The 22442-nt window shown below is 53.6% G+C and carries 18 protein-coding genes; 6 read left to right on the forward strand and 12 right to left on the reverse strand.

The window, feature by feature from the left end:
* Positions 1-12: 12 nt before the first annotated feature.
* Positions 13-945 (reverse strand): carbohydrate ABC transporter permease, encoded by a 933-nt coding sequence (locus tag M6D81_RS26320; RefSeq protein WP_262680156.1) that lies wholly within the window; start codon positions 943-945, stop codon positions 13-15.
* Positions 945-1874, reverse strand: coding sequence for an ABC transporter permease (locus tag M6D81_RS26325; protein WP_262680157.1), 930 nt, complete (start codon positions 1872-1874; stop codon positions 945-947). Before M6D81_RS26325 ends, M6D81_RS26320 begins: the two co-directional genes overlap by 1 nt.
* Positions 1875-2239: 365 nt before the next feature.
* Here M6D81_RS26325 and M6D81_RS26330 point away from each other — a divergent pair, with 365 nt between their 5' ends.
* Complete coding sequence (locus tag M6D81_RS26330) at positions 2240-6307, forward strand: S-layer homology domain-containing protein (RefSeq protein WP_262680158.1); 4068 nt, start codon at positions 2240-2242, stop codon at positions 6305-6307.
* 57 nt (positions 6308-6364) lie between these two features.
* Here M6D81_RS26330 and M6D81_RS26335 read toward each other — a convergent pair whose 3' ends face one another.
* Complete coding sequence (locus M6D81_RS26335) at positions 6365-6937, reverse strand: hypothetical protein (RefSeq protein WP_262680159.1); 573 nt, start codon at positions 6935-6937, stop codon at positions 6365-6367.
* A gap of 98 nt (positions 6938-7035) precedes the next feature.
* Positions 7036-8106, reverse strand: coding sequence for a Gfo/Idh/MocA family protein (locus M6D81_RS26340; RefSeq protein WP_262680160.1), 1071 nt, complete (start codon positions 8104-8106; stop codon positions 7036-7038).
* A 772-nt stretch (positions 8107-8878) separates the two neighbouring features.
* Between M6D81_RS26340 and hflX the strand changes: the two genes are divergently transcribed.
* A complete protein-coding gene (hflX, locus tag M6D81_RS26345; protein ID WP_262680173.1) occupies positions 8879-10159 on the forward strand; it encodes a GTPase HflX in 1281 nt (426 codons plus the stop codon).
* Positions 10160-10251: 92 nt separating this feature from the next.
* On the opposite strand, the gene M6D81_RS26350 is transcribed toward hflX, so the two are convergent.
* From M6D81_RS26350 to M6D81_RS26365, 4 genes are all read right to left on the reverse strand, one after another.
* A complete protein-coding gene (locus M6D81_RS26350) occupies positions 10252-11541 on the reverse strand; it encodes an immunoglobulin-like domain-containing protein (protein WP_262680161.1) in 1290 nt (429 codons plus the stop codon).
* Positions 11542-11740: 199 nt separating this feature from the next.
* Positions 11741-12736, reverse strand: a complete 996-nt coding sequence (locus M6D81_RS26355; protein WP_262680162.1) for an ABC transporter permease — start codon at positions 12734-12736, stop codon at positions 11741-11743.
* Positions 12733-14223, reverse strand: a complete 1491-nt coding sequence (locus M6D81_RS26360; RefSeq protein ID WP_262680174.1) for a sugar ABC transporter ATP-binding protein — start codon at positions 14221-14223, stop codon at positions 12733-12735. Before M6D81_RS26360 ends, M6D81_RS26355 begins: the two co-directional genes overlap by 4 nt.
* A 177-nt stretch (positions 14224-14400) precedes the next feature.
* Positions 14401-15498 carry a sugar ABC transporter substrate-binding protein gene (locus M6D81_RS26365; RefSeq protein ID WP_262680163.1) on the reverse strand — a complete coding sequence of 366 codons (1098 nt, stop codon included), beginning with the start codon at positions 15496-15498 and terminating at the stop codon, positions 14401-14403.
* Positions 15499-15870: 372 nt separating this feature from the next.
* Here M6D81_RS26365 and M6D81_RS26370 point away from each other — a divergent pair, with 372 nt between their 5' ends.
* Genes M6D81_RS26370 through M6D81_RS26380 form a run of 3 tightly spaced genes read left to right on the forward strand, consistent with a single transcriptional unit; the run spans position 15871 to position 18249 of the window.
* Complete coding sequence (locus M6D81_RS26370; protein ID WP_262680164.1) at positions 15871-16791, forward strand: ABC transporter ATP-binding protein; 921 nt, start codon at positions 15871-15873, stop codon at positions 16789-16791.
* Complete coding sequence (locus M6D81_RS26375; RefSeq protein WP_262680165.1) at positions 16788-17498, forward strand: ABC transporter permease; 711 nt, start codon at positions 16788-16790, stop codon at positions 17496-17498. Before M6D81_RS26370 ends, M6D81_RS26375 begins: the two co-directional genes overlap by 4 nt.
* 1 nt (position 17499) lies before the next feature.
* Positions 17500-18249 (forward strand): ABC transporter permease, encoded by a 750-nt coding sequence (locus M6D81_RS26380; protein ID WP_317259169.1) that lies wholly within the window; start codon positions 17500-17502, stop codon positions 18247-18249.
* Positions 18250-18388: 139 nt separating this feature from the next.
* Here the strand turns inward: M6D81_RS26380 and M6D81_RS26385 are convergent, their stop codons facing one another.
* The 4 genes from M6D81_RS26385 to M6D81_RS26400 form a co-directional block, all read right to left on the reverse strand.
* Entirely contained in the window at positions 18389-19786 is a 1398-nt protein-coding gene (locus M6D81_RS26385) for a HAMP domain-containing sensor histidine kinase (RefSeq protein ID WP_262680166.1), read from the reverse strand.
* Positions 19783-20457: a response regulator transcription factor gene (locus tag M6D81_RS26390; protein WP_262680167.1), complete on the reverse strand. Its 675-nt coding sequence runs from the start codon at positions 20455-20457 to the stop codon at positions 19783-19785. The genes M6D81_RS26385 and M6D81_RS26390 overlap by 4 nt, the downstream gene beginning before the upstream one ends.
* Before the next feature lie 90 nt (positions 20458-20547).
* The gene (locus M6D81_RS26395; RefSeq protein WP_262680168.1) at positions 20548-21453 is read right to left on the reverse strand and encodes a hypothetical protein; all 906 of its coding nucleotides are present in this window, start codon (positions 21451-21453) and stop codon (positions 20548-20550) included.
* 79 nt (positions 21454-21532) lie between these two features.
* Complete coding sequence (locus M6D81_RS26400) at positions 21533-21907, reverse strand: hypothetical protein (protein ID WP_262680169.1); 375 nt, start codon at positions 21905-21907, stop codon at positions 21533-21535.
* Between the two features lie 412 nt (positions 21908-22319).
* Between M6D81_RS26400 and M6D81_RS31925 the strand changes: the two genes are divergently transcribed.
* Positions 22320-22442: transposase (locus M6D81_RS31925; protein ID WP_410795798.1), on the forward strand; the 123-nt coding region annotated here is incomplete at its 3' end.

Consider the following 22442-nt stretch of genomic DNA (forward strand, 5'->3'; position numbering starts at 1 on the left):
ATATGGCGTTTCTCAACCTTTTACCGAACCGACCAGCACACCTTTAACAAAATGCTTCTGCAGGAAAGGATAGACCAGCAGAATAGGAACGGTAGCCGTCACGATGGATGCGGCGCGCACCGCCTCCGGCGCCTGATTCAAATCGCGGTTGACGTCGATCTGCCCGGCTGTCGTGAGCACTTCCTGCGTGGAAGCGATCAGTTCCTTCAAGTAAAGCTGCAATGTCTTCAGCTCGGCCGAGGTGATATAGATCATGGCGTTAAAGTAGCTGTTCCACAGCAGAACCGCATAGAACAATCCCACTGTCGCCAGCACCGGCTTCGATAGAGGCAATATAATATTGAACAGGATGCGCATGTTCGATGCCCCGTCAAGCTTCGCCGATTCCTCCAGGCCGTCCGGCAGCGCTTCGAAGAAGTTTTTGACGATAAGCATATAGAATACGTTAACAAGCCCCGGCACGAACAGCGCCCATACGGTATTGACAAGCTCCAGCTCCCGCATGACCAGATAGGAGGGAATAATGCCGCCGTTGAACAGCATCGTGAACACGTAGATGAGCAGCAGCGGCTTACGGAACTTCAACCCCGGCTTGGACAGCGGATAAGCCGCCAGCACGGTCATAAGCAAGGATGCCAGCGTTCCGACCACCGTCACGAAGATGGTAATCTTGAAAGAATTAATGAATTGGCTGTTGGCCAATACCAGCTTGTAGGTGCCGATCTGGAAGTCAATCGGATAGATCGTCACAATGCCGGATACGACCGCCGCCTCGCTGCTGAATGACTTGGCAATGACGTTGAGAAAGGGAAACAAGGTCATGATGCCCAATAGGGTGAAAAAAGCGTAATTGCATACGGTAAAGATTCTCTCTCCCGCGGAAAGCTTGATCGTGTTGCCGCTTTTCTTATTTTGCCGGATGGCCGGTTCGCTTGTCGCTCCCATTACCAAATGCTCCTTCCCAGAAACTTCTTGCATATCGCATTGCCCGAGACGACGAGCGTAAATGCGATGACCGATTCGAACATGCCCACAGCGGTAGAGAAGCTGTAATCCGAGGCCCCTATGCCGACCCGATACACATAAGTGCCGATAACATCCGCAACATCGTAGACGACCGGATTATACATGACGAGAATCTGCTCCGTCCCGGCCTCCAGCATATTGCCCAGCCGCAGGATAAGCATCAGCACAATGGTGGAGAAGATGCCCGGCAGCGTGACGTGAATCATCTGTTGCAGCTTGCTGGCCCCGTCCATCTTCGCCGCCTCGTACAACTGAGGATCAATGCCCGCTATCGCGGCCAAGTAGATAATCGTTCCCCAGCCGACCTCCTTCCACCCTTCGGTAAGGACGAGCAATCCGCGGAATACGCTCTGATCCATGAAGAAGGCAATGTGCTCTCCGCCAAGCTTGGCGATAATCGTATTCACAATGCCGTCGTTAAGCGACAGCAGGTTGATGAAGAGACCGCTGATGATGACCCACGAAATGAAATGCGGGAGGTAAATGACGGACTGTACGACCCGCTTGAACATCAGCTTCCTGATCTCGTTCATTAGCACCGCTATGAGGATAGGGGCCGGAAACAGGAACAGGAGCTTATACACGCTGATGATGAGCGTATTGGCCAGTACATTGAGAAACTGGTCGTTGACGACCAGGCGCTCGAAATGCTTCAATCCGACCCAGTCGCTCCCGCTTATCCCCTTAAAGATACTAAAATCCTGAAAAGCTATAATTAGACCATACATTGGCGTATATTTTAATAAAAGTAAAAATAATAATCCCGGTATAAGCATCAAGTAAAGATCCCAGTCTTTGACGATGGTCCTCCACGTATCCGCTCTCCGCGGCATCCCCGTCACATTCATATCAAGTTCCCCTTTTGCTAAGAAGTATTTGCTGTATCCGCTTTCTCCGTATCATTATGGGGGATATGCCGCCAATAAGGAATTATGCAATCTTAATAAAAACAAGAAAATCTTAAGCATCTTTTCCTGCTGTTCAGCAGGCCGGATTCCCTTCACAAAAAAACACCACATCAAACAAAGCCTTATAAACATAAGGTTTTTTCATGTAATTCATGATAATTCACATAATTAATGGTTAAAAATGACATTGACAATTGGATGACACTGGCATTAGTCTTGTCTTCAAATCCTCACAATCTTCCTCCATGCAGCCATAACGGAAGTTTGATAGAGAGGTCAAATCACTATTCAGGAGGGTACGAACAATGAATTGGACTAAATTTACCGCCGCGCTTCTGTGCATCGCGTTAGCTATTCCGGCCATGATGACCGCGCCGAAGGCAGCCCATGCCGCGGACGAGGTGTACGAGGAGGTACCGTTCCCGAATAACGGCTTCGAAGAAGCCTTGGGGGATTATCCCGGCTGGACGACCATACCTGAGCTGCCTCAAGAGGGGCTTCGTGTAAGCGTTGCCAACAGTGTGTACGGTTCAAGCACCAACAGTCTGTATATGACGGATGATAACTCGAAGAAGTCTCTTCAGGTATTAAGCGAGCTTGTGCCTGTAACCCCCGGCGAGAAATATAAGCTGACCTCCAGCATTTACGTGGAGGCGAAGAGTGTCCGGGTCTACCTGCACTTCAAGAAGAATGGCTCTGACACAGATCTGACGGGCGGCCAGATCAATGTGCTCGCCAATACAGTCGGCCAGTGGAAGGAGATTGCGCTGGAGGGCATCGCTCCCGCAGATGCGGACTATGCCCAGGTCTCCTTTTATTACGGTGCTTCAGGGGTTGGAACGAAGGCTTATATCGATCATGTGAAGCTGGAGCGCGTCGTGGCGGCTAATCCGCTGCAACTGCACTTCGATGAGCCGGTCATGATTGGGGATGCCGTATCCTACGCCCTCTCCCAAGCCGCTGCATACGGCATTGGACCGGACGGCAAGTGGGAGCAATATATTGCGACTGTCGGATCGCCGGTATCCTTCCACGTTGTCGATGCATCCACGGGAGAGTTGAAGTTCACGCAGCAGATCGCCGGATCAGGCGATACAATCTGGTCGATAGCCAAGGGCTCCGACGATAACATGTATTTCAGCTCGAACGGCATGCTCTATCGCTATGTGACAGCGGAACGCACCATCGAGGCGCTGGGGCTGAATCCTTCCAACAAGCAGGTGTTCGATCTGAAGGCAAGCTCGGACGGGAAAATATACGGCAGCACCTTCTCCAGCACCAACATGGGACGCGTCTTCGAATACGACATTGCTTCCGGTGAATTCAGCGACTGGGGTGTCGCGAAGGATGGGCAGCAATATGCCCGGGGGCTGGGCGTAACGGAGGACTACGTCTACGTAGGCATAGGAACGACTGCGCATCTTATGCGCTATGACCGGGAGACTGGCGACAAATCGGAAGTGCTTATTCCCGGCGTCTCCGGCACCAGTCGCACTTTGTCGGAAATCGACGTCTATGGCGGCAAACTGTTCGTCTACGGCGGGAAGGACCTGTTCGTGATCGACGAGCAATCCGGCGAGCTAATCAACACGCTGGAGTTCCAATCCAAGCTTGCGCCTCCTTCGCCGAATCAGCCCAATCTGGTGTACTACAAGCTGGCAGGGGAGCTATACGCTTACGACATAGCGAACAACAGCTCTGCACTTGTCGACAATATTCCCGAATTGCCGGCCGATACAGCGATCAAGAATCATGCGTGGATAACGCCGGACAGCGGGCCGCTGCAAGGCGTTCAAGTATTGGCGGGCATGGCTGCCTTCGGCGAGTCCTTCCTGCTGGATCCAGCTACCAAGCGTTATACGGAGCATGCCGTGCAGGTGCCTGCATCCGCTACGAGCATCAACGCCATGGAGAGCGATGGCACCTCCCTGTACATGGGCGGCTATCAGAGAGGCATGAGTATCTACGATCTGGACAGCGGGGAATTCGTCTACCGCAATAAGGAATTCCATCAGCCGGAGGGGATCAGCTTCCTGAACGACGCCGTCTACTTCGGCACCTATTCCGGAGCGGTCATGTATCGCCTTGATCGGGACAAGCCGTTCCAATACAACGAGCTCGGCGAGGGCAATCCCGGCCTGGCAGCAGATATAGAAGCAGATCAGGATCGGCCGTTCACGATGACTTCCGGTGACGGCAAGCTGTTCATCGGCACATTCCCGACATACGGCCAACTTGGCGGGGCTTTGACCATACTGGAGGAATCGGAGCAAGCGGGCGGAAGCATCGCGGTGAACACCGAGACGGTGCGCCATATCGTACCCGATCAGAGCTTGTTCGGTCTGGCTTATCTGGATGGCAAAATCTATGGAGGCACCTCCGTCTGGGGAGGTCTCGGCAGCGAGACGCCAGATGCAGAGGCGAAGATGTTCGTCTATGATACTGTCACCCATACGATGATTCAAGCACCGTTCACACCGAGAATTCCCGGCGTCAATGGCGAAGTGAAGCTCATCGGCGAGCTGTCGGTCGGTCCTGACGGATTAATCTGGGGCATTCTGGACGGCTTCATCGACCAGAGCTCAGGCTACGATGCCGCCTTGTTCGCCATGCATCCGGAGACGCTGGAAATCGTGAAGAGCAAGGTCATTACAGCTTCGCCTTTCAATACGAGCAAATTCAGACCTTATTATATCCGCTGGGGAGAAGACGGATTGATCTATTCTACGATCGGCAGGAAGCTGATGGCGATCGATCCCGCTGATCTGCGCTCTAAGCAAGTGATCCCCGGCACTGTCAATCTGATGACGATGGGCGAGGACGGCAGTCTGTACTATGCGCAAGGAAGCAAGCTGCACAAAGTGCCCGTGCAATTGGATAGCGCGAGCTTGCATGCGGATAAGAGCACAATTGAGGTGGGAGAGGCTGCTACGGCGTCCGTATCGGTGATGCAGAAGAACGGCAAGCTTGCTCAATTGGGCGGCGCCGAGGTCATCTACACTTCAAGCGCCCCGGATATTGTGTCGGTAAGCGGCAATCAGTTGATCGGCCAATCCGTCGGAACAGCATCCATTACGGCACAAGTTATACTGGATGGGCGATTGCTGACCGCATCGGCGATCGAGATTGAAGTGATTCCGGCGAAGCCGAAGCCGGTCGAACCGCCAACTTATCCACCCGTAGGACAGCCTCCAGTATTACCGACCGTGGACGGCAACACCGTCACACTGCCCGAGGATATTGCGGAGCAGCCTATAGACAGCCAACTGCTGGATAAGCTGTTCGAGGCATACGAGCAAGTGGTTATTCATACGGAGGAAGCGGCGGTCATTCCCGTCTCTTCGCTCATCAGTACGATGAGTGAAGGTAACCTGGTAATCCGGACGGAGCTGGGCTCGTGGACACTGGATATCGGCCGATTGCCGCTGAAGAACTGGGAGGCGCTGTTGGAGGATGGCCAGCCTATAGAGAACTCCTTCATTCGCATCGCTATCACCGGGAAGCAGCCATCTGATGGCGAGACTGACGAGCAGGCTGCAAGCGGACTTCTGTCGCCATGGGTGACATTCTCGCTCAGTATAGTGGATCAAGAGGGAGGATCCATCCTATCGGAGCCTATTGCTCTGCCGCATGGACAGAAGCTGGCCTTGCGCACCGAAGAGACGCAGCCGGAAGGCGCCATTGTCGTTGTGCCGCATCCAGCGACGGGCGAACTCCGCTTCGTTCCAAGCCGATTGCAGGAAGGGGAAGCGACGTTCTTCAGCAATGGCAATGATCAATACGCCCTATATCACAGCAACAGCAACATCTCCTTCGCCGACACCAGCGGCCACTGGGCCGAGGCAGCGATCTCGCGCATGGCGGGCCGACTTATCGTGGAAGGGCGTACAGCTCACTCCTTCGCTCCGGAACAACCTGTCAACCGTGCGGAATTCATGGCATTAATGAATCGCGTCATGGGCTTGCAGCACGCTGGAGAGAGCGAATCATCCTTCTCCGATGTCGCTTCTGACGCCTGGTTCATGGATGAGGTCAATGCCGCTGTCAATGCCGGTCTTATTGGCGGATACGAAGACGGCTCCTTCCGTCCGGAACGTTCCATCACACGAGTGGAAGCAGCCGTTATCCTGAACAGGGCGTTGCAGCTTGCAGGATACGACACAGCTCTTACAAGCGAAGAAGAAGAGGATGCGCTGCAAGCATATGCCGATGCGACGGACGCAGACTACGCTATGACCAGCATGGCGCTGGCGGTCAAGGAAGGCCTGTTCAACGGCCGGACACCGACTGCATTAGCCCCTCGGGAAGCCATCACACGAGCTGAAGCGGTCATGCTTATGGAGCGTTTGCTACAGCTGCTGGGTTATATTTAATGACATGAAGCATAGAGGCTGTCCCCCGGGACAGCCTCTTGTCGTTGTTACGCCTTATTATTGCTTCTCCGTATATGAAATCGTCACTTCCCTGGCGCCTTCCTGCTCGTTCTCCATAATCATGACAGTGAAAGCACCCGAAGTATTATCGCCTGTCAGCACTGCAGTCCCATCCGTATCCAGCCGCGCAACCTCAAAGCCGAGAGTCTCAAATATGCCTTCATACTGCTCGCCGCATTCCGCAATGCTCTTCATCGTCTGGAAAGCTACGAGATAACTGTTCAGCCCATCTTCTCCGGTTGTCTTGGTGGATGTAATGATGACCGCGTCGTCCGGCAAATCAATCAGCTCCGGCAGTCCCTCGGGCAGCTCCTGCTCGTTCGACATCGTGATGTTTTCGCCGGTTTGTTTATTCTCGCCGTCGATTTGAATGGACTCTCCATCGTTATCGCTTCTCACAGTTATTTCCCCGTCGTCCGAGGAATAGATCGTCACTTCGCTTCCGTCTTCCGATACTTCAACGCCATCCTTCACCTTATCCGCTTCATCCAACGCGCTGCCTGATGCACCGCAGCCTGCGAGCCAGATGAATGCCGCCAGAACGGCCGCTGCTGCACTATTTCTTCTCATGTTTCTCCCTCCACACCTCCAACATGCTCCAATCTCTATTTCACGTATTGTAACATGTTGTGAAGTGTGTCGAAATCACCCGATAGTCCCAAGCTCGGCTAGTCGGCCAGTCTGACCTCTCTTCCCGTTGCCGCGGAAGTATAGATGGCATCCAGGATTTTGATCATATCGACGCCTTGCTCCGGCAAGAAGATCGGCTCCGCCCGCTTCTGCAGCACATCGATGAAATGACGAAGATTCTCCCCGTGGGCATCTGGATTGCCGCCCTTCAATACAGGCGTAACATTCGTTAATTGTCCAGCCGTCTCAGAGTAAATCTCAAGCTGGCCGTTAGCCATTGCCGAACCGGACTTCGTCCCCCTTAGCTCCACGAAATTCTTCTCTTCGCCAATATTGGACGCCCAACTGAATTCAATCTGCAACGACGCTCCGTTATCGAATCGGATAAAGCCGATCGCCAAGTCCTCTACGTCGAAGGTGCCATCCTCTTGCTTCTCTCCGAAAGAACTGTGAACGGAATCCGAAATCTCGTCATTGGCAAACTTCGTATACGTCGCTCCGGTCACCGCTACCGGCTTCGGATTGCCCATCAGCCAGATTGTCAGGTCAATCATATGTACGCCCAGATCGATCAGCGGGCCCCCGCCCGACAGCTCCTTCGTCGTGAACCAGCCACCCTTGCCGGGAATGCCTCGGCGCCGTACCCAGCCGCAGCGCCCCGTGTAGACTTCGCCCATCTGCCCTTCTTCAATGTATCGCTTCAGAAATTTGGAAGCCGGCGTGAATCGGTTGTTCCTCATAACCATTAATGTCTTGCCGCCTGCTTCCGCAGCATCGGCCATCCTCCTCGCTTCGTCGGGATTGACCGCATCCGGCTTCTCGCAGAATACGTGCAGCCCCTTCGACAGTGCCGCGATCGCCACTTCGGAATGGTACAGATTCGGGGTGCATATATCAACGGCATCCAGCTCGCAGGCGTCCAGCATCTCCCTGTAATCCGTATAGACATGCTTAATGCCATGGGCGTCAGCCAATCCCTGAGCCCGTTCGCCGTTAATATCGCATAATGCGACAATTTCCACTTCGGGATGCTCCAGCAGCGGTTTCAAGTGCGCCGCCTTGAAGATGTTGCCTGTTCCAACAATACCGAATTTAAGTTTGTTCCCCATATTCCATCCCCCTCATATTGGCAACTAAATCGCTTACAACCGTATCATACAGCAGCCCATTGTTCGCATCCACCATTATTTATGACAATAGCCAATATTGGACAAGAATATGCCAAAATCGAAATAAAGTATAAGCCCCCCTATCGATGCCATTCGGAGTTGAGCGGACACGTTGCCAAGAAGACTTGGCTGAGAACTTGGCTGTTGCCACTTCCTCGCCGGTATGCTACACTGTTTTCATTCCAAAGAATGGAGGGTTACAGGTGATCGATTATATCCGAGTCAGAACAGTGCGCGGCTAACAAGCGCTGCAGCTACTGCCGTTATTAAGATGCGGCACAAGCTTGTTCCGCGATGAATGGCTGACGTATGATTAGGGCGACACTGATGAAGAATGTAGCGCTGATCATGCCGTTGCTGCCTGCAATACGCGATAGCTCTGCCTGTGCGCAGAGGACTCAGGATTGGTCTGTTCACTTTTCCATGTAACCGTCTATAGCTGGATTTTGATGATTCGTCAACGCCCGTGCAGCGATGCCCGTACAATGTACATTGGCATAGTTGTGCCTGCACACGTGACGCCCGGCTGGCATGTCCATCCGGCTTCCGGCGCAAGCGTTAGCCGCTTACCGGGGTGCGTTGGCTGCTATTCAATTTCCAACGCTATAGAAGACCATTCCCTATATCCTCATGCGTGAGCTATGAACACAGGCGGATTCGTCTGTGTTTTTTTAATGGAAAATTACGTTTGTGAGAGGATGAATCTTATATGATGGATCAAGAACAGAAGGATACCGCCATTATCGTTGGCGTGCAATTAAATAGCGATTCTGACTTCCAATACGCGATGGGGGAGCTTGCCAGTCTCGCCGAAGCGCGCAATCTGGAGGTCGTGGGAGAGATGGGACAGAAGGCCAGCCGGGTCAATCCCTCTCATTACATCGGCACCGGCAAGCTGCAGGAGCTTCGCGTGCTTGCCGACGGGCTGGATGCCGACATGATTATCTTCAACGATGAGCTGTCTCCGTCCCAGATACGCAATCTGGAGTCGGATCTGGACCGAACGGTTATCGACCGGACTGTGTTGATTCTGGACATCTTCGCGGAACGGGCGAAGACGCGTGAAGCGCAGCTGCAGGTCGAGGTTGCCCGCCTGCAGTACTCCCTTCCCCGCCTCGTCGGATTGCGGGCTTCCTTGAGCCGTCAAGGCGGCGGTACGGGACTGCGGAACAGAGGTGCCGGCGAGACGAAGCTGGAGCTGGACCGCCGGAGAATTGAGGAGCGGATCACCGCGCTGCAGGCGGAGTTGGAGAAGCTGGTCGCCACCCGCCAACTGCAGCGGAAGAAGCGAAAGAAGAACGAAGTGCCCTCTGTCTGTCTCGTCGGCTATACCAATACGGGCAAGTCCAGCTTGATGAATGCGCTGTTGCGGCATTTCGATCCTGATACGGAGAAGGAAGTGTTCGCCCAGAACATGCTGTTCGCCACGCTGGAGACGTCCGTGCGAAGCATTGAGCTGCCGGATCACAAGTCGTTCCTGCTGACGGATACAGTCGGCTTCGTCAGCCAGCTTCCCCATCATCTGGTGAAGGCGTTCCGCTCCACGCTGGAGGAAGTAACGGAGGCGGACCTGCTCGTTCATGTCGTCGACTATTCCAACCCCGATTACGAGCAGATGATCCAAGTGACGAACGAGACGCTGGGCGATCTGGGAGCCAAAGACATTCCGACAATTTATGCTTACAACAAGTGCGATCTGATGGAATATCCGTACCCGCGCGTAGTGGGGCAGGATGTGTTCCTTTCCGTTCATGAGGGTAAAGGCCTTCTGGAGCTCGTCGAGCTCATCCGGAACCACGTCTTCAAAAACTATGTGAAGCGCGAAATTCTCATTCCGTTCAACCAGGGACGCCTGATCTCCTACTTCAATGAACGCGCCCATGTGCTCGAGACGAGCTACGAAGCGGAAGGCACGCGCATGAAGCTGGAATGCAGCTTGGCAGACTACGAGCGGTACCGCGACGACTTCGTCGAGCTCGGCAACGGTGGGTAAGGAACGGATGAGCTGAATAGCAAGAGGCCGAACGAGCAGTATTGCCCGGTCGGCCTCTTTCATGTGAAGCTGGATGTCGCTTTCTTTTTGCTCTATTTTAATTTTAGATTTACGGTATCATCTGATGTGCTATAGCTGGAGAATTGCAGAACAACACTCTTTCCCGATTCCTTTACTTCCATAGGCACTTCAAACGTTAAATTTTTCGTACTGCTTGTTAAAGGCTTTAAGGACATAAATGTATCATACCAGTTATTCTCCAACCCATGCGCTACGTCACCATAGGTATAATTGCCATCGTAGATTAACTCGGCGCGCAATTTCTGTTTATCGTCACCGAAAATTTCAAATGGAGATCTTTGAATGTCATGCTCATTTTTAATTTGCACTTTGCAAATTAAAAAAGTTTGATTTTCATCCGCATTGTAATATTGGTAGAAATAATCGACTGGCTCGCTATCGGTTCTGTTGTACGAACAAGATTTTACGTTAATCGTATATTTATTGACTTCAAACGATTCATTCAACTTAACGACCGGCAATACCGTAACAGTTACCGGATGAACGCCTTCATTGCCCGACTTGTCCACCGCTTTATAGACAATTCTGTATTGTCCCGCTTTGTCGGAAGTAAAATCACCCATGTCCATAGTGACGGCAGCAGTCATATCTCCATCGAGATTGTCTTCAACCTTAACACCGGCCAGCATATCCAGCGCTTCTCCCATAAAAATCTCGATACTGCCGGGCGCTTCAATGGAGGGCGGCATGTTATCCACCACATGAACTTGCTCTTCAAGCACCGCTGAATAGCCTTTGGAATCCTGAACTTCTACCTTCACATCATATTCTCCCGGCGTCTCAAGCTTCATGTCCGTTGTAATAATAGCCTGCTTAATCAAATCTCCGTCAAATACACTTTTCGCTTGTAATATGTTTTGAATCGCTTGCTTGCTATCTCCTTGCATAGATGCTTGTACTTCAGTCGCCTTCAACTCTAGTGTCGGCTTTAAAGTGCTATCGATCTCATTTCGCCACTCATTATAACTCTTGCTGCCGGGGGTGCTTGAATCGGCGGATCTATGAATTAAATTCACGCCTGCGACCAGCTTGTCCAGCTCTTCTACATCAAAAGTATGATAAAGCAAGCGCAAGTAATGATTTATATTCGCCTCATCGTAATAAGGGCTGTTTATTATTTTCTGGTAGTCCTCGTACTGGACCTTGTTCTCGGTGATAACCTTCTCATAATTGCCCTCCACTGCTTCAGTTATGCTATCCTGATCATATCCAAGCTTCTCCAACTTCTTCTCGCTAGAGCAAGATGCCGCTACAATAGCTATCAACACAAGAATAATCCCTTTGAACATCCAATGCTTCATTTTCTCACCAGAGCTCCTTGTCCCATATTTTCATCCTCACTTCCATATATCGGAATAGCAGGACTTTAGTATGATAGTAGAGAGGTGAATTATGAGAAATTGGTCATAGAATAGAAGCCGCTACCGAGTAAATAAGAAGCCTTCTGCCCCACTCACAAGTGGGATAGGAGGCTGATATTTCGGCGCGCCAGAGCAGCTATTACGCGTGGTTTCTCTTATAGTAGGTAATGCCCAACGCCAGTGCCAGCACGGAGCCCTTCACAATGTCCATGGCGTAATAAGGCACCGACAGCATGATCAGCCCGTTGGACAAAATGCCGATTAGCACCGCACCGACGAACGTTCCGAACGCATTGGGCTTGCCGGCGCCCAATACAGAGTAGCCGATAAAGGCTGCCGCAACCGCGTCCATCAAATACGAGCCGCCGGAGTTGACCTCTGCCGACATCACTCTCGCTCCCAGTATAACACCGCCGATGCAAGCGAACAGGGCAGACAGCAAGTATGCGAGCAGCCGGTACTTGCTCACGGCGATGCCGGACAGCTTGGCCGCCTCCGGATTGCCTCCGATCATATACATAAACCGCCCATGCTTCGTATAGTTCAGGAACACGTGAACGACAAGGACGGCGAGCAGCATGATAATAATAATCCACGGCACCTTGCCGAGTTGACCGAATATGTCCGGAATTTTGCCTGTTGCATACTCTCCGCTCGGCATGATCATATTTTGCGATACCGTCGCTCCTCTCGTATACGTCATCGCCACACCCTGGAACACGAACATGGTCGCCAGCGTCATCAGCATATCCTGAATCTTGAAGTTAATGACGAGCAAGGCGTTGACCAGCCCCACCACCAGGCAGAAAGCAATCGTCACCGCCAGCCCCACGCCGATATTCTGCCCGTGCCAGACGAACATGGAGATCACGATCGCATTCGCAAGCGAAGCCGTAGATCCTACCGACAAGTCGAAGCCTCCCACGGCAAGCGATATCGTCAAGCCGATGGCAATAATCGTCACGATGGAGATGGCGCGCAATATGTTAATAATGTTGTTGTAGTTCAAGAAATTGTCCGCCGCGAAGCTGAAGAAGACGATAAGCAGCAATACCGTTATCAGCGTGCCGTATTGATATAAAAACTGGAATACTCCGAAATTCTTCCCCTGCGACATCGATCCCGCTTTACTCATTGCTTTGTGCCTCCCGTGCTGTACAGCATGATTTCTTCCTCGCTCGTATCGTTCGTCGTCAATTCCGCCATAACCCGTCCGTCATACATGACGTAGACACGATCGGTGATGCCCATAATCTCCGGTATTTCACTGGATGCATACAGGACGCACTTCCCTCGCGCCGCAAGCTCGGCAATCAACTCATATATATCGCGCTTCGCTCCGACATCGACGCCCTTGGTCGGCTCGTCGAAGATGTACACCTCCGCATCCGCCAGCAGCCACTTGCCAATCGCAATCTTCTGCTGATTGCCGCCGGACAGGTTGCGCACCTTCGTCTCGCCGTGCGGCGTCTTCACGCCCAGCTTCGCGATCATCTCTCCGCCTGCCGCACGTTCCTTCCGCTTGCTCACCCAAGACAAGAGCCCGGCATACTTCGACAGACTGGCCACCGTCAAATTCGCCGTGACGGATTCGTCGACCAGCACGCCCTCCCGGCGCCTCTCCTCCGGCACAAGCGCGATACCGTCCCGAACAGCGTCGTGCGGCGAGCCCAGCTTCAGCTTCCTACCATGCAGCAGCAGCTCTCCTGTCGCCCCAGGAGCCGCACCGAACAGTACCCTGCACAGCTCCGTCTTGCCCGCGCCTACCAGCCCCGCCAGTCCGACAATCTCGCCCTTCCGTATCGACAGCGATACATCCAGCACCTTGCTGCCATCCTGCATCTCCTTCGCCTCGAACGCCTTCTCGCCGATGCACGGCTTCCGTTCGGGGAATTGGCCTTCCAGCTTCGCTCCCAGCATATGCTCCACCACGGTATGTTGGTCGATAGCGGCGATCGCCTCCCGGGCGACAAGACGCCCATCGCGCATAATCGTAATATCATCACATATGGCGAACAGCTCCGGCAGCCGGTGCGAGATGAAGATGACGCCGACCCTCTGCGACTTCAGCAGCCGGATAAGGCGGAACAGCGCTTCCGTCTCTCCGTGGCTAAGCGGAGCCGTCGGTTCGTCCAGTACCAGATAGCGGCATTGCATCGATACGGAGCGGGCGATAAGCACCATCTGCTTCTCCGCCAGCGTCAGCTCCTGCACGAGCTTGCGCGTCGGGATGCCTACCTCCAGCTGCCGCAGGACGGCCTCCGCCTCGCGGTGCAGTTGCCGCCAGTTCATCATATGACTGCCCTTCATGCCGTGAACGGTTCTCTCCAGCATAATATTCTCTCCTACGCTTAGCGTGGGAATGAGCGCGGTGTCCACCTCTTGGTAGACGATCTGGATGCCGTGATCCTTGGCATCCTTCGGCGAGCGTATCGTCACTTGCGCGCCGTCCAGCCAGATCTCGCCGGTGTAATGATTGTACGCTCCGGACAACACCTTCATCAGCGTCGATTTCCCGGCTCCGTTGGCTCCGATCAACGCATGGGAGCGGCCGCCCTCCGTCTGGAAGCTTACATCGCTTAGCGCCTGCACTCCCGGGAAGGCAATCGATATGCCCCGCATCTCCAGTCTGCTCTTTCTTCCTTCTGCCACCAGGCATACCTCCTCTAAAAACAGGGCTGAGCGCCCCCGTCCGATAAGGACGAGGGCGCTTGCAGCAGCCATTCTTGTTCATATTCCATGTCATGTGAGAGCAAGCCGGCCTTCTCAAGACAGCTTGCCCTTCACACTCTTGCTTCGTTACTTCGCTTCCTTCACAGCCTTCATCCAATCCTCTTCGAAGGCGTTCGACGCGCCCCAACCAGGTACGACATCGGCCAGCGTAGAGACGTTCACTTCTTCCTTCGACTCCTTCAGCTGCGCCTGTGTAATCAGCGCCGCATCCAGATCGTATGTGTCAGGCGTCTCTTCGCCGGCAAGCTTCTTAGCTGCCAATCTGAGGTTAACGGCGCCGATCAGCTTGGCATCCACCGCAGCCGTCGCTACCCATGGGCTGTCCGCCTGCTGCATAATCTGCAGGTCAGCGTTAGAGACGTCAATGCCGTAGATCTTGATCTCCGTGCGCCCCGCTTCGATTAGCGCGCGTGCCGCACCGATCGCGAAGGCATCCCATGTCGCGAAGATCGCATTGATCTCGCCCTTCGGATGCTTCGCCAGCATGGCAGCTACCGCATTCTGCGTCTCTACCGACGTATTCTCCGAGGCGACGCCGAAGCGGTCAACTTCCTTAATGCCAGGGTACTTCTCCAGCGTATCGGAGTATACCTTGTTGCGGCGCACCATCGGCGGGAATCCGTCCACCCACAGATAGACAATCTTCGCTTCCTCGCCATGCTCCTTCACCAGCTCGTCCAGCGCGAACTGAGCCAACGACTCATCCTTCTGCGACGTCAAGGTGACGCCTTCCACCTGAGACAGATCGCCCGTCGAATCGAACGCTACGACTTCGATCCCCTTGTCTCTCAGCTTGCGCACCGCTTCTACCGTCGCTTCATCGTTGCCGTGCGACAATACTACAGCATCCACATCGCTATTGGCCGCTTGATCGATCGCATCCAGGAACTTCGCTGTATCGTTGTTCGCAGAGAATGTATCTACCTTGAAGCCCAGCGCTTCACCTTCTTGCTTGGCGCCCGCCAGGAATTGCGCTGTATGATCGTCTCCGCCGATTCTGCGGATAACCTTTATGTTAATGTCGCCTTTCTCCTGCAGAGCTGCCGGGAGCTTCGCGTTCGCTTTGCTTTCCCCTTTGCCGCCGCCATTACCACCGCAGCCCGTCGCCGCAATCGCAATAACTAACAACAATACCAATGTGCCATACCACTTCTTGTTGACCATTTCCTTTTCTCCCCTTGTCCAAGATCTCCTTATAATACAAGTAATCCTATCGGATTTAAAAGGAAACGTCAATCCCTTTTTTCTATCTTTTTCGACATGGCTTTAATACGATCCCTCTACACACACGTCCATTATCCCACGGTTAATAGCGCGGTACTGCGAGAATAAGTGTATTCACAAAAATAGTCCCTCAGAAAAGAATGCCTTGAAAGCGCTTATCATGACAACGTTCCAGCGATTCCCTTCACCACTACAGCACAGTGGATGAGTATCCGGTAGCTTTTCCTTTCAACCCTGATTTAAACGGAATTTAAACTTGGCCGTCTGTACATTTAACCTTGGGACGATATGCTGGTTCTCGAGGTGATAATCGTGAAGGATTGGATTATTGAAACAAAAGGACTTAGCAAGCGATACAAAGGCCGATATGCGGTATCCGGCCTCAATCTGCAGATTGCCAAAGGAGAAATATACGGCTTCCTAGGCCCGAACGGCGCGGGCAAGACGACGACGATAAGAATGCTGCTCGGCCTTATTGGGCCGTCTAGCGGAAGCATCCATCTATTCGGGAAGCCGCTGGCGAAGGAACGGATGGCAATTCTGCGCAAAGTAGGCTCGTTGGTGGAATATCCGTCGAACTATGGGCACTTGAATGCGATTGACAACCTGGAAGCCATCCGCCGCATCATCGATGCCCCGCGCAAGCGCATAGACGAGGTGCTGGAGATCGTCGGCCTGACGAAGGAGGCGAAGCGTCCCGTCAAGGGTTACTCGCTCGGAATGAAGCAGCGGCTCGGCATTGCCAGCGCCCTTCTGGGCAATCCGGAGCTGCTCATTCTGGATGAGCCGACGAACGGACTGGACCCTGCTGGCATTCTGGAAATTCGCGAGTTAATTAAGAACATGCCACGCCAGTATGGCATTACCGTGCTCATCTCCAGTCATCTGCTTAGCGAAGTGGAGCAGATGGCGACCGTTGTCGGCATTATCCGGCAAGGCGAGCTGGTATTCCAGAATACGATCGGCAATCTGCAGCTGCAATCGAAGAGTGAGGTGACGATGCGCGTCTCCGATGCGCAGCATGCGCTCAGGGCGCTGCATGCGCAGGGCATTCATGCCGCATTCGGAACGGAGTCGTCGACTCTGACGATGGGGTCTGCGGATGATCGAACAGTGGCCAGAGCAGTAGAGAAGCTGGTCGATTCCGGCCAATCCGTCTTCCGCGTAGAGGAGAACCGGAAGTCGCTGGAGTCGCTATTCCTGGAAATCGTAGGGGAGGGACACGACTTATGATTGGCAGAGCGATAAGAGCCGATCTGCTGAAAATTCGCGGGAAAGGGCTGTGGTTTCTCGTCTTCCTGGCCCCGGTCGGACTGATCGCCATGCAAGCGCTCAATTACGGCCTGCGCTACGACTATATGATGGACAGATACGGAGATGACCCCTGGAGGTACTTGCTGGAGAATATCGCCATGTTCGTTCCTATCGCGCTGCTTATGGGCATCACGATACTCGCCTCCATGCTGGCCAATATCGAGCATCACACCAGCGCATGGAAGCAGCTGCTCGCCTTGCCCGTCTCCCGCTATGCCGTATTCGGCGCGAAATTCTTCATTATAGCGCTGCTGCTGGCCGTCTCTTGCCTGCTGCTTGCTATCGGAACCGTGCCATTGGGATTGGCGTTGAAATTCGGTGGAACCGACATTCCATATGCGGCTATAGCGAAGCTGGCCTTCTTCCCCTATATCGCGACTTGGCCGGTGTTAGCGTTCGTGCTATGGATGTGCGTGACATACCGGAATCAATCGCTTCCTATTACGATCGGGGTTGTGATGGCGGTGCTGTCGATCTTTCCGATCTCGGAATACTTGCCGCTGAACTGGCCGCTAGCCGCTTTCAAGGGACCGCATGAAGGAGCCTTTCTGGGGGCAGGCTTGCTGTGCGGCTTCATCCTATTGCTGCTCGGCTCTATTCATTTCAATCGAAAGGATGTGAGCTAGCATGCCGTTGAAATCCTTCCTGGGGCTGCTGGCTTCGGAACGGCTCAAGTTCAGCCGTTCGCCTATCTGGCTGCTCATTCCCGCCAGCCCGCTCGTCGCGCTTGTGATTGGGCTGCTGGCTTCGCTGGACGATGTACCGGCTGATGTGCAGTACGAGCAGCTGCAATCAACCGTCTTCTCGCTGCACGCTCTGCTGCTCCTTCCGATCATGACGGGCATCTTCTCCGCTTTCGTCTGCCGCTATGAGCATACCGGCGGCGGCTGGAAGGCGATGCTCAGCTTGCCTGTATCGCGGACGGGCCTGTACTTGGCGAAGTTCCTCATCGTAGCCGTCATGCTTGCAGTCACCCAGCTGCTGATGCTGGCCGTCCTTGCGCTCTCCGTCCGCTTCCACGGCATTGCAGGCGGCATGGATTGGGGCGCCTCACTGCTCGCTGTCAGCAACGGGTGGCTGGCCTGTCTGCCCCTGGCCGCCCTGCAGCTGTGGGCTTCCATCGGCTGGAGCAGCTTCGCCGCTCCGCTTGCGGTCAACGTGGCGCTTACTTTGCCCAATATGCTCATCGTCAATTCTGCACAGTACGGCCCTTATTACCCTTGGGCACAGCCCGCGCTGGCGATGCTCATACGCAGCGAGGAGATGGACTTCGGCGCGTTCACCTTGCCGCTCGAGAATCTGCTCGTTACGGTTGGCTTAAGCTTCCTCGTCTTCTTCATTGGCGGGCTCCTCCATATGAAGCGGAAGGACGTATAAGTCTTCATCGCAACCGGTCAGAAGATCCGCTATTCCCGGAAGACTCTGGGCTGATCGGCGGGAAGACAGCACATATAGACAAGCCAGGGGGCGTCCCGGCAGCCGTCTGTTACGACTACCGAGGACGCCCCCTTTATATTCAACCAGATCGGAACAGATAAATGCGGGTACCGGCGCTGGAGCTGTCCCGCTCCCAATCGAGCCGCATGCTCGACAGCAGATAGTCTACAATGGCCATGCCAATGCCCGCTCCTTTACTTGCGCTGCCGCCGTTCATTCCGTTACCGCGGTCGGCAACGACAAGCGCCAGCTTGCCTCCCCGCATCTCCGTATACAATCCGATATAACGGCCTTGCGGCGCATGGCGCACGACGTTCTGGAACAAGTTGTCCAGTATGCGCTGGAACGCGGACTTGTCCACCTCCCACATCAGCGGTTCGCCCTCCAGCCGGATATCGGCTTCGATGCCCGCCCGCTCCCATACGGGATACCAGGCGGCGGCGCTTTCCCGCATCAGCCGCTTCACATCGGACGGCTGCGGCTCCAGCTTGTAGCGGCCACTGGTCATCAAGGTATAGGCCAGCAGATTGTCGATCAGTTCTCCAAGCCCCGACGCCTTCTCCTGCATCGTCGCCAGCGATTGCCGCCCCCGCTCCGACAGATGCTCCTGCGTCAAGGTGTACAGATGTCCGTTCATCACCGTCAGCGGCGTTCGCAGATCGTGCGACAGATTGGCGATGAGCGACTTGCGCAGCGCTTCCTCCTCACCCTGCCGCCGTCGGCTCTCCTGCAACTGCCCGATCATGCCGTTGAATGCCGACTCCAGCGCACCGATCTCGTCCTGCTGCCCCAGCTCGACCGGCATAGGAACGCCATGCTTGTCTCGCAGCGCCATCGCTTGCTGCAGACGCTGCAGCCGCCGCCTGATCTGGCGGAAGAAGAGCACCGACACCGTAATGAAGAGCAAGAACACGATGAGAACGAAAGCCAGATAGAAAGGCGTACCCGTATCCGGCACTTCCGCGCGAATAATGTCTCTCGGCATTCGCATCGTCATGAAGCCCGGTCCGGCATGCTCCTTACCCAGAAACGCCACCACAGTGAACGGGTCGCTGTCCACGCTGCGCTTCATGAAAGCGACGCTATCGTCCACACTCCACTTTAGCGGAATATCTGACTGAGGGGGCAGTTGCAGTACCGTCTCTCCCTCACCGTTCACCCAGAACAGGGAAGCCTCCGGATATTGTTCGTACAGCCGCCGCATTTCTCCGCTGATCTCATCGGCCGTCAGCCCATCCATTCCCGCCGCGGCTTCGTACCACATCTCCTTCAATTGGGTGCTGTCGCCGTACTTGGGCTCCCTCTCCTCGCCATCATCATTGACCACGCTGTCATAGATGATATAGGCTATGCCTGCGACCGGCAGGACGATGGGAATAAACAGGAAAGCGCCCAGCACAATGAGCAAATATTGATTTTTCAGCGACTTGACGGCGAACCAGCGCTCTCTCCACGACCGTCGCTTCATCCCCTTCATCGTCTCACCCTGTAGCCAAGACCGCGAATCGTCTCTACAATTTCCGGCGATGCGGGGTCTCTCTCGATCTTCTCGCGAAGATAGCGAATATGCACCATCAGTGTCTTGTCGCCTTCCAGGTAAGGCTCGCCCCACACCGATTCGTAGATCTGCTCCTTCGTCATAATCTGGCCCAGGTGCCGCAGCAGATACATGAAGATATGGAACTGCTTGCCGCTAAGCGGAATCTCCTCGCCGCTGTCCGCATGAACGATCCGGTTCTCCGCTTCATAGACGAGCAGATGCTTCACCTTCACCGGCTCGTGGGATGGCGCTCCCGTACGCCTGAGCAGCACTTCGATCCGGGCTGCCAGCTCCTCGGGATGGAACGGCTTCGTCACATAATCGTCGGCGAACTGCAGCCCTTGCAGCTTGTCGTCGATCGCAGTCCGGGCCGACAGCATCAGGATCGGAATGCCAGGCTCCGCACGCTTCAACCGCTGCCCTACCGTGAAGCCGTCCAGCCCCGGCAGCATGATGTCGAGAATAACCAGATGACAGCCTGCCACCTCTTCCAATGCGCGTTCCCCGCTCCTCAGCCACTTCACCTCGTAATTCCGCTCTCGCAGATGCTCGACGACAAAGCTGCCAATCTCGCGATCGTCCTCTATGTACAATAGTGTCGCACTCACATTCCCGCTCCCCTTCTTGCCATTCGTCTATATCCATTATAGGCGAATCGCAATCCTTCGGAAAAGCGGTTAAGCTTTTACCCTTCATGATTAGACAACAGACAACGCTTGTGCCAGCGCAGACGACAGCTCCTCCGTCGATTCCCACTGAACGGGCCGGATCGGCAGTGGAGCAGAGATGTGATTTTCGCCCCGATTGCCTTTCATCGTCCATACAACGGGAATATTCGAAGCGACCGCATACCCGGCGGCAAAGCATTCATGTAACGGCCGGTGCGTTAGCGTTATATCCGATACGATCAGCTTGCTTTCTTTCATCAATTTGACAAGATCGGAATGGCCTTGTTGGTCACCCTGTTGATTCATTAAGCACGGCGTATAACCGAAGTGCTCAGCTGTGGACATAACGACTTCCAGCCATTCTTGTCCATACTCCTCATCAGAAGGTATCAAAATGAGGCATCGCCGCTGCTTCTGACCGCCGAATTGCAAGGCAGCCTCTTCCCAGCCTTGTTCTGTCAGTCTGAGCGTTCCGCCTTCGCGGACAATGCGATGCTGGTCTCTAAGCCTCTCAATAATATAAACAAATTCCTGCAGATTCAGAGAATAAGTCAGATTATAATGCTGCTGCAAGGGATGCAAGGCAACCGCTTCCCCTGGAATTTCTGAATTCCTGTATAAAAACTGCAGCAGCCGCGCTTCTTTTTCCTCTACTGATGCAGGAATGCCCGAATCATTCGGTATCGCATTCATATCGTCAAGTGTCAAGAAAACCTGATTGCCGACGTCTGTCTTCTCTCGGATATATGCTGAAACGATGGGGAACAGCCCTCTTTTTCTCTCATAGGAAAAGGATTGGATAGTCAAATAGCTGTTACTATGCAAATGATAGCTGCCGCCAGGCGAGCAGAAGCAGCCGACAAACCGTACATAGTCGGCCTCCTTCTCCATTGGCACAAGCTCATTGCAAAACAGACAGTGTTTTTTTCGAATCATCGTTCTCACCTCTACAAAAGCATTCGAGAGGAATGCTCCATATAGGGGCATCGCACGATTGGAAGATTCTGCAACCCGATCAGACCATAGCTCCCGCATTGCGCACTATTGCCATCGCTTGATCGTGATCCTCTTCCTCCACGACCACAGTCAATACAATGTCTCGCCCGGTCACCTCATTATCCGGACCTCCGGAGCTCATCCCGCTCGCGCTTACACTAGCCGAAGCCAGTATGCTCGCGTCAGGATCGGAGAAATCTCCGCCCAGCGTCAAATAGCCCAAACCGGAGAAATTACTCGTTATCGGATTCGCAATATGATCGCTTCCATCCCCCGGGTATCCGTCGAATCGGTTAATCGACGAATCAACGATTCGCAGCGATTTTAATTGGGACAATGCAGCTTCCGCTTGCTCGGGACTTTTGAAGAAAGCGAGTATGTTTTTTTCGGCCAACTTTAATATGCCTCCTGTTATTCATTGGGATGTTCAACTTCCCTATTATGAGGCAAATCAATTCCGGTTATTCGACTTTGCCACAGATGGAGATGAAGACTTATTCTGCTTAATATATCAGGCACCAGGCGAGCGCCCAAATGGCCGTCCACACCTTCCGGCGCCTCTTTTCCGCATCGCAACATATTAATAGTAAATTGTATCTATTTACCACAATTCACAATACATACTTTTGGGCGAAAATAACAAATACATGCTACTAAGTTAGGTTTAGAGGTGTTCTTATGATGTAAAGTATCCACTACTTAGTCTTAAATTTAGAAAAAAATACACCATGTGTAACCCTGAAACTATGGATACCACTTGAATAACACTTCGTTTCTGGCAGACTATCTGTATAACAAAAGAAAATATAAAGCACGCTAGAACATGCGTTTACAACGTCAATTATCACATCGTTTGGTCGGTTAAGTATCGTCGTTCTGTACGATCAGCAGAAATTGAAGCCTATCTTATAGAACTATTCCAGGAAATT

The sequence above is a fragment of the Paenibacillus sp. J5C2022 genome, assembly GCF_025567625.1.
Lineage (GTDB): Bacteria > Bacillota > Bacilli > Paenibacillales > Paenibacillaceae > Pristimantibacillus.

Coding starts and splice junctions, on each gene's coding strand:
- M6D81_RS26320 (WP_262680156.1), bottom strand. CDS start 945: ATGGGAGCGACAAGCGAACCGGCCATCCGGCAAAATAAGAAAAGCGGC.
- M6D81_RS26325 (WP_262680157.1), bottom strand. CDS start 1,874: ATGAATGTGACGGGGATGCCGCGGAGAGCGGATACGTGGAGGACCATC.
- M6D81_RS26330 (WP_262680158.1), top strand. CDS start 2,240: ATGAATTGGACTAAATTTACCGCCGCGCTTCTGTGCATCGCGTTAGCT.
- M6D81_RS26335 (WP_262680159.1), bottom strand. CDS start 6,937: ATGAGAAGAAATAGTGCAGCAGCGGCCGTTCTGGCGGCATTCATCTGG.
- M6D81_RS26340 (WP_262680160.1), bottom strand. CDS start 8,106: ATGGGGAACAAACTTAAATTCGGTATTGTTGGAACAGGCAACATCTTC.
- hflX (WP_262680173.1), top strand. CDS start 8,879: ATGGATCAAGAACAGAAGGATACCGCCATTATCGTTGGCGTGCAATTA.
- M6D81_RS26350 (WP_262680161.1), bottom strand. CDS start 11,541: ATGAAGCATTGGATGTTCAAAGGGATTATTCTTGTGTTGATAGCTATT.
- M6D81_RS26355 (WP_262680162.1), bottom strand. CDS start 12,736: ATGAGTAAAGCGGGATCGATGTCGCAGGGGAAGAATTTCGGAGTATTC.
- M6D81_RS26360 (WP_262680174.1), bottom strand. CDS start 14,223: ATGCGGGGCATATCGATTGCCTTCCCGGGAGTGCAGGCGCTAAGCGAT.
- M6D81_RS26365 (WP_262680163.1), bottom strand. CDS start 15,498: ATGGTCAACAAGAAGTGGTATGGCACATTGGTATTGTTGTTAGTTATT.
- M6D81_RS26375 (WP_262680165.1), top strand. CDS start 16,788: ATGATTGGCAGAGCGATAAGAGCCGATCTGCTGAAAATTCGCGGGAAA.
- M6D81_RS26380 (WP_317259169.1), top strand. CDS start 17,500: ATGCCGTTGAAATCCTTCCTGGGGCTGCTGGCTTCGGAACGGCTCAAG.
- M6D81_RS26385 (WP_262680166.1), bottom strand. CDS start 19,786: ATGAAGGGGATGAAGCGACGGTCGTGGAGAGAGCGCTGGTTCGCCGTC.
- M6D81_RS26395 (WP_262680168.1), bottom strand. CDS start 21,453: ATGATTCGAAAAAAACACTGTCTGTTTTGCAATGAGCTTGTGCCAATG.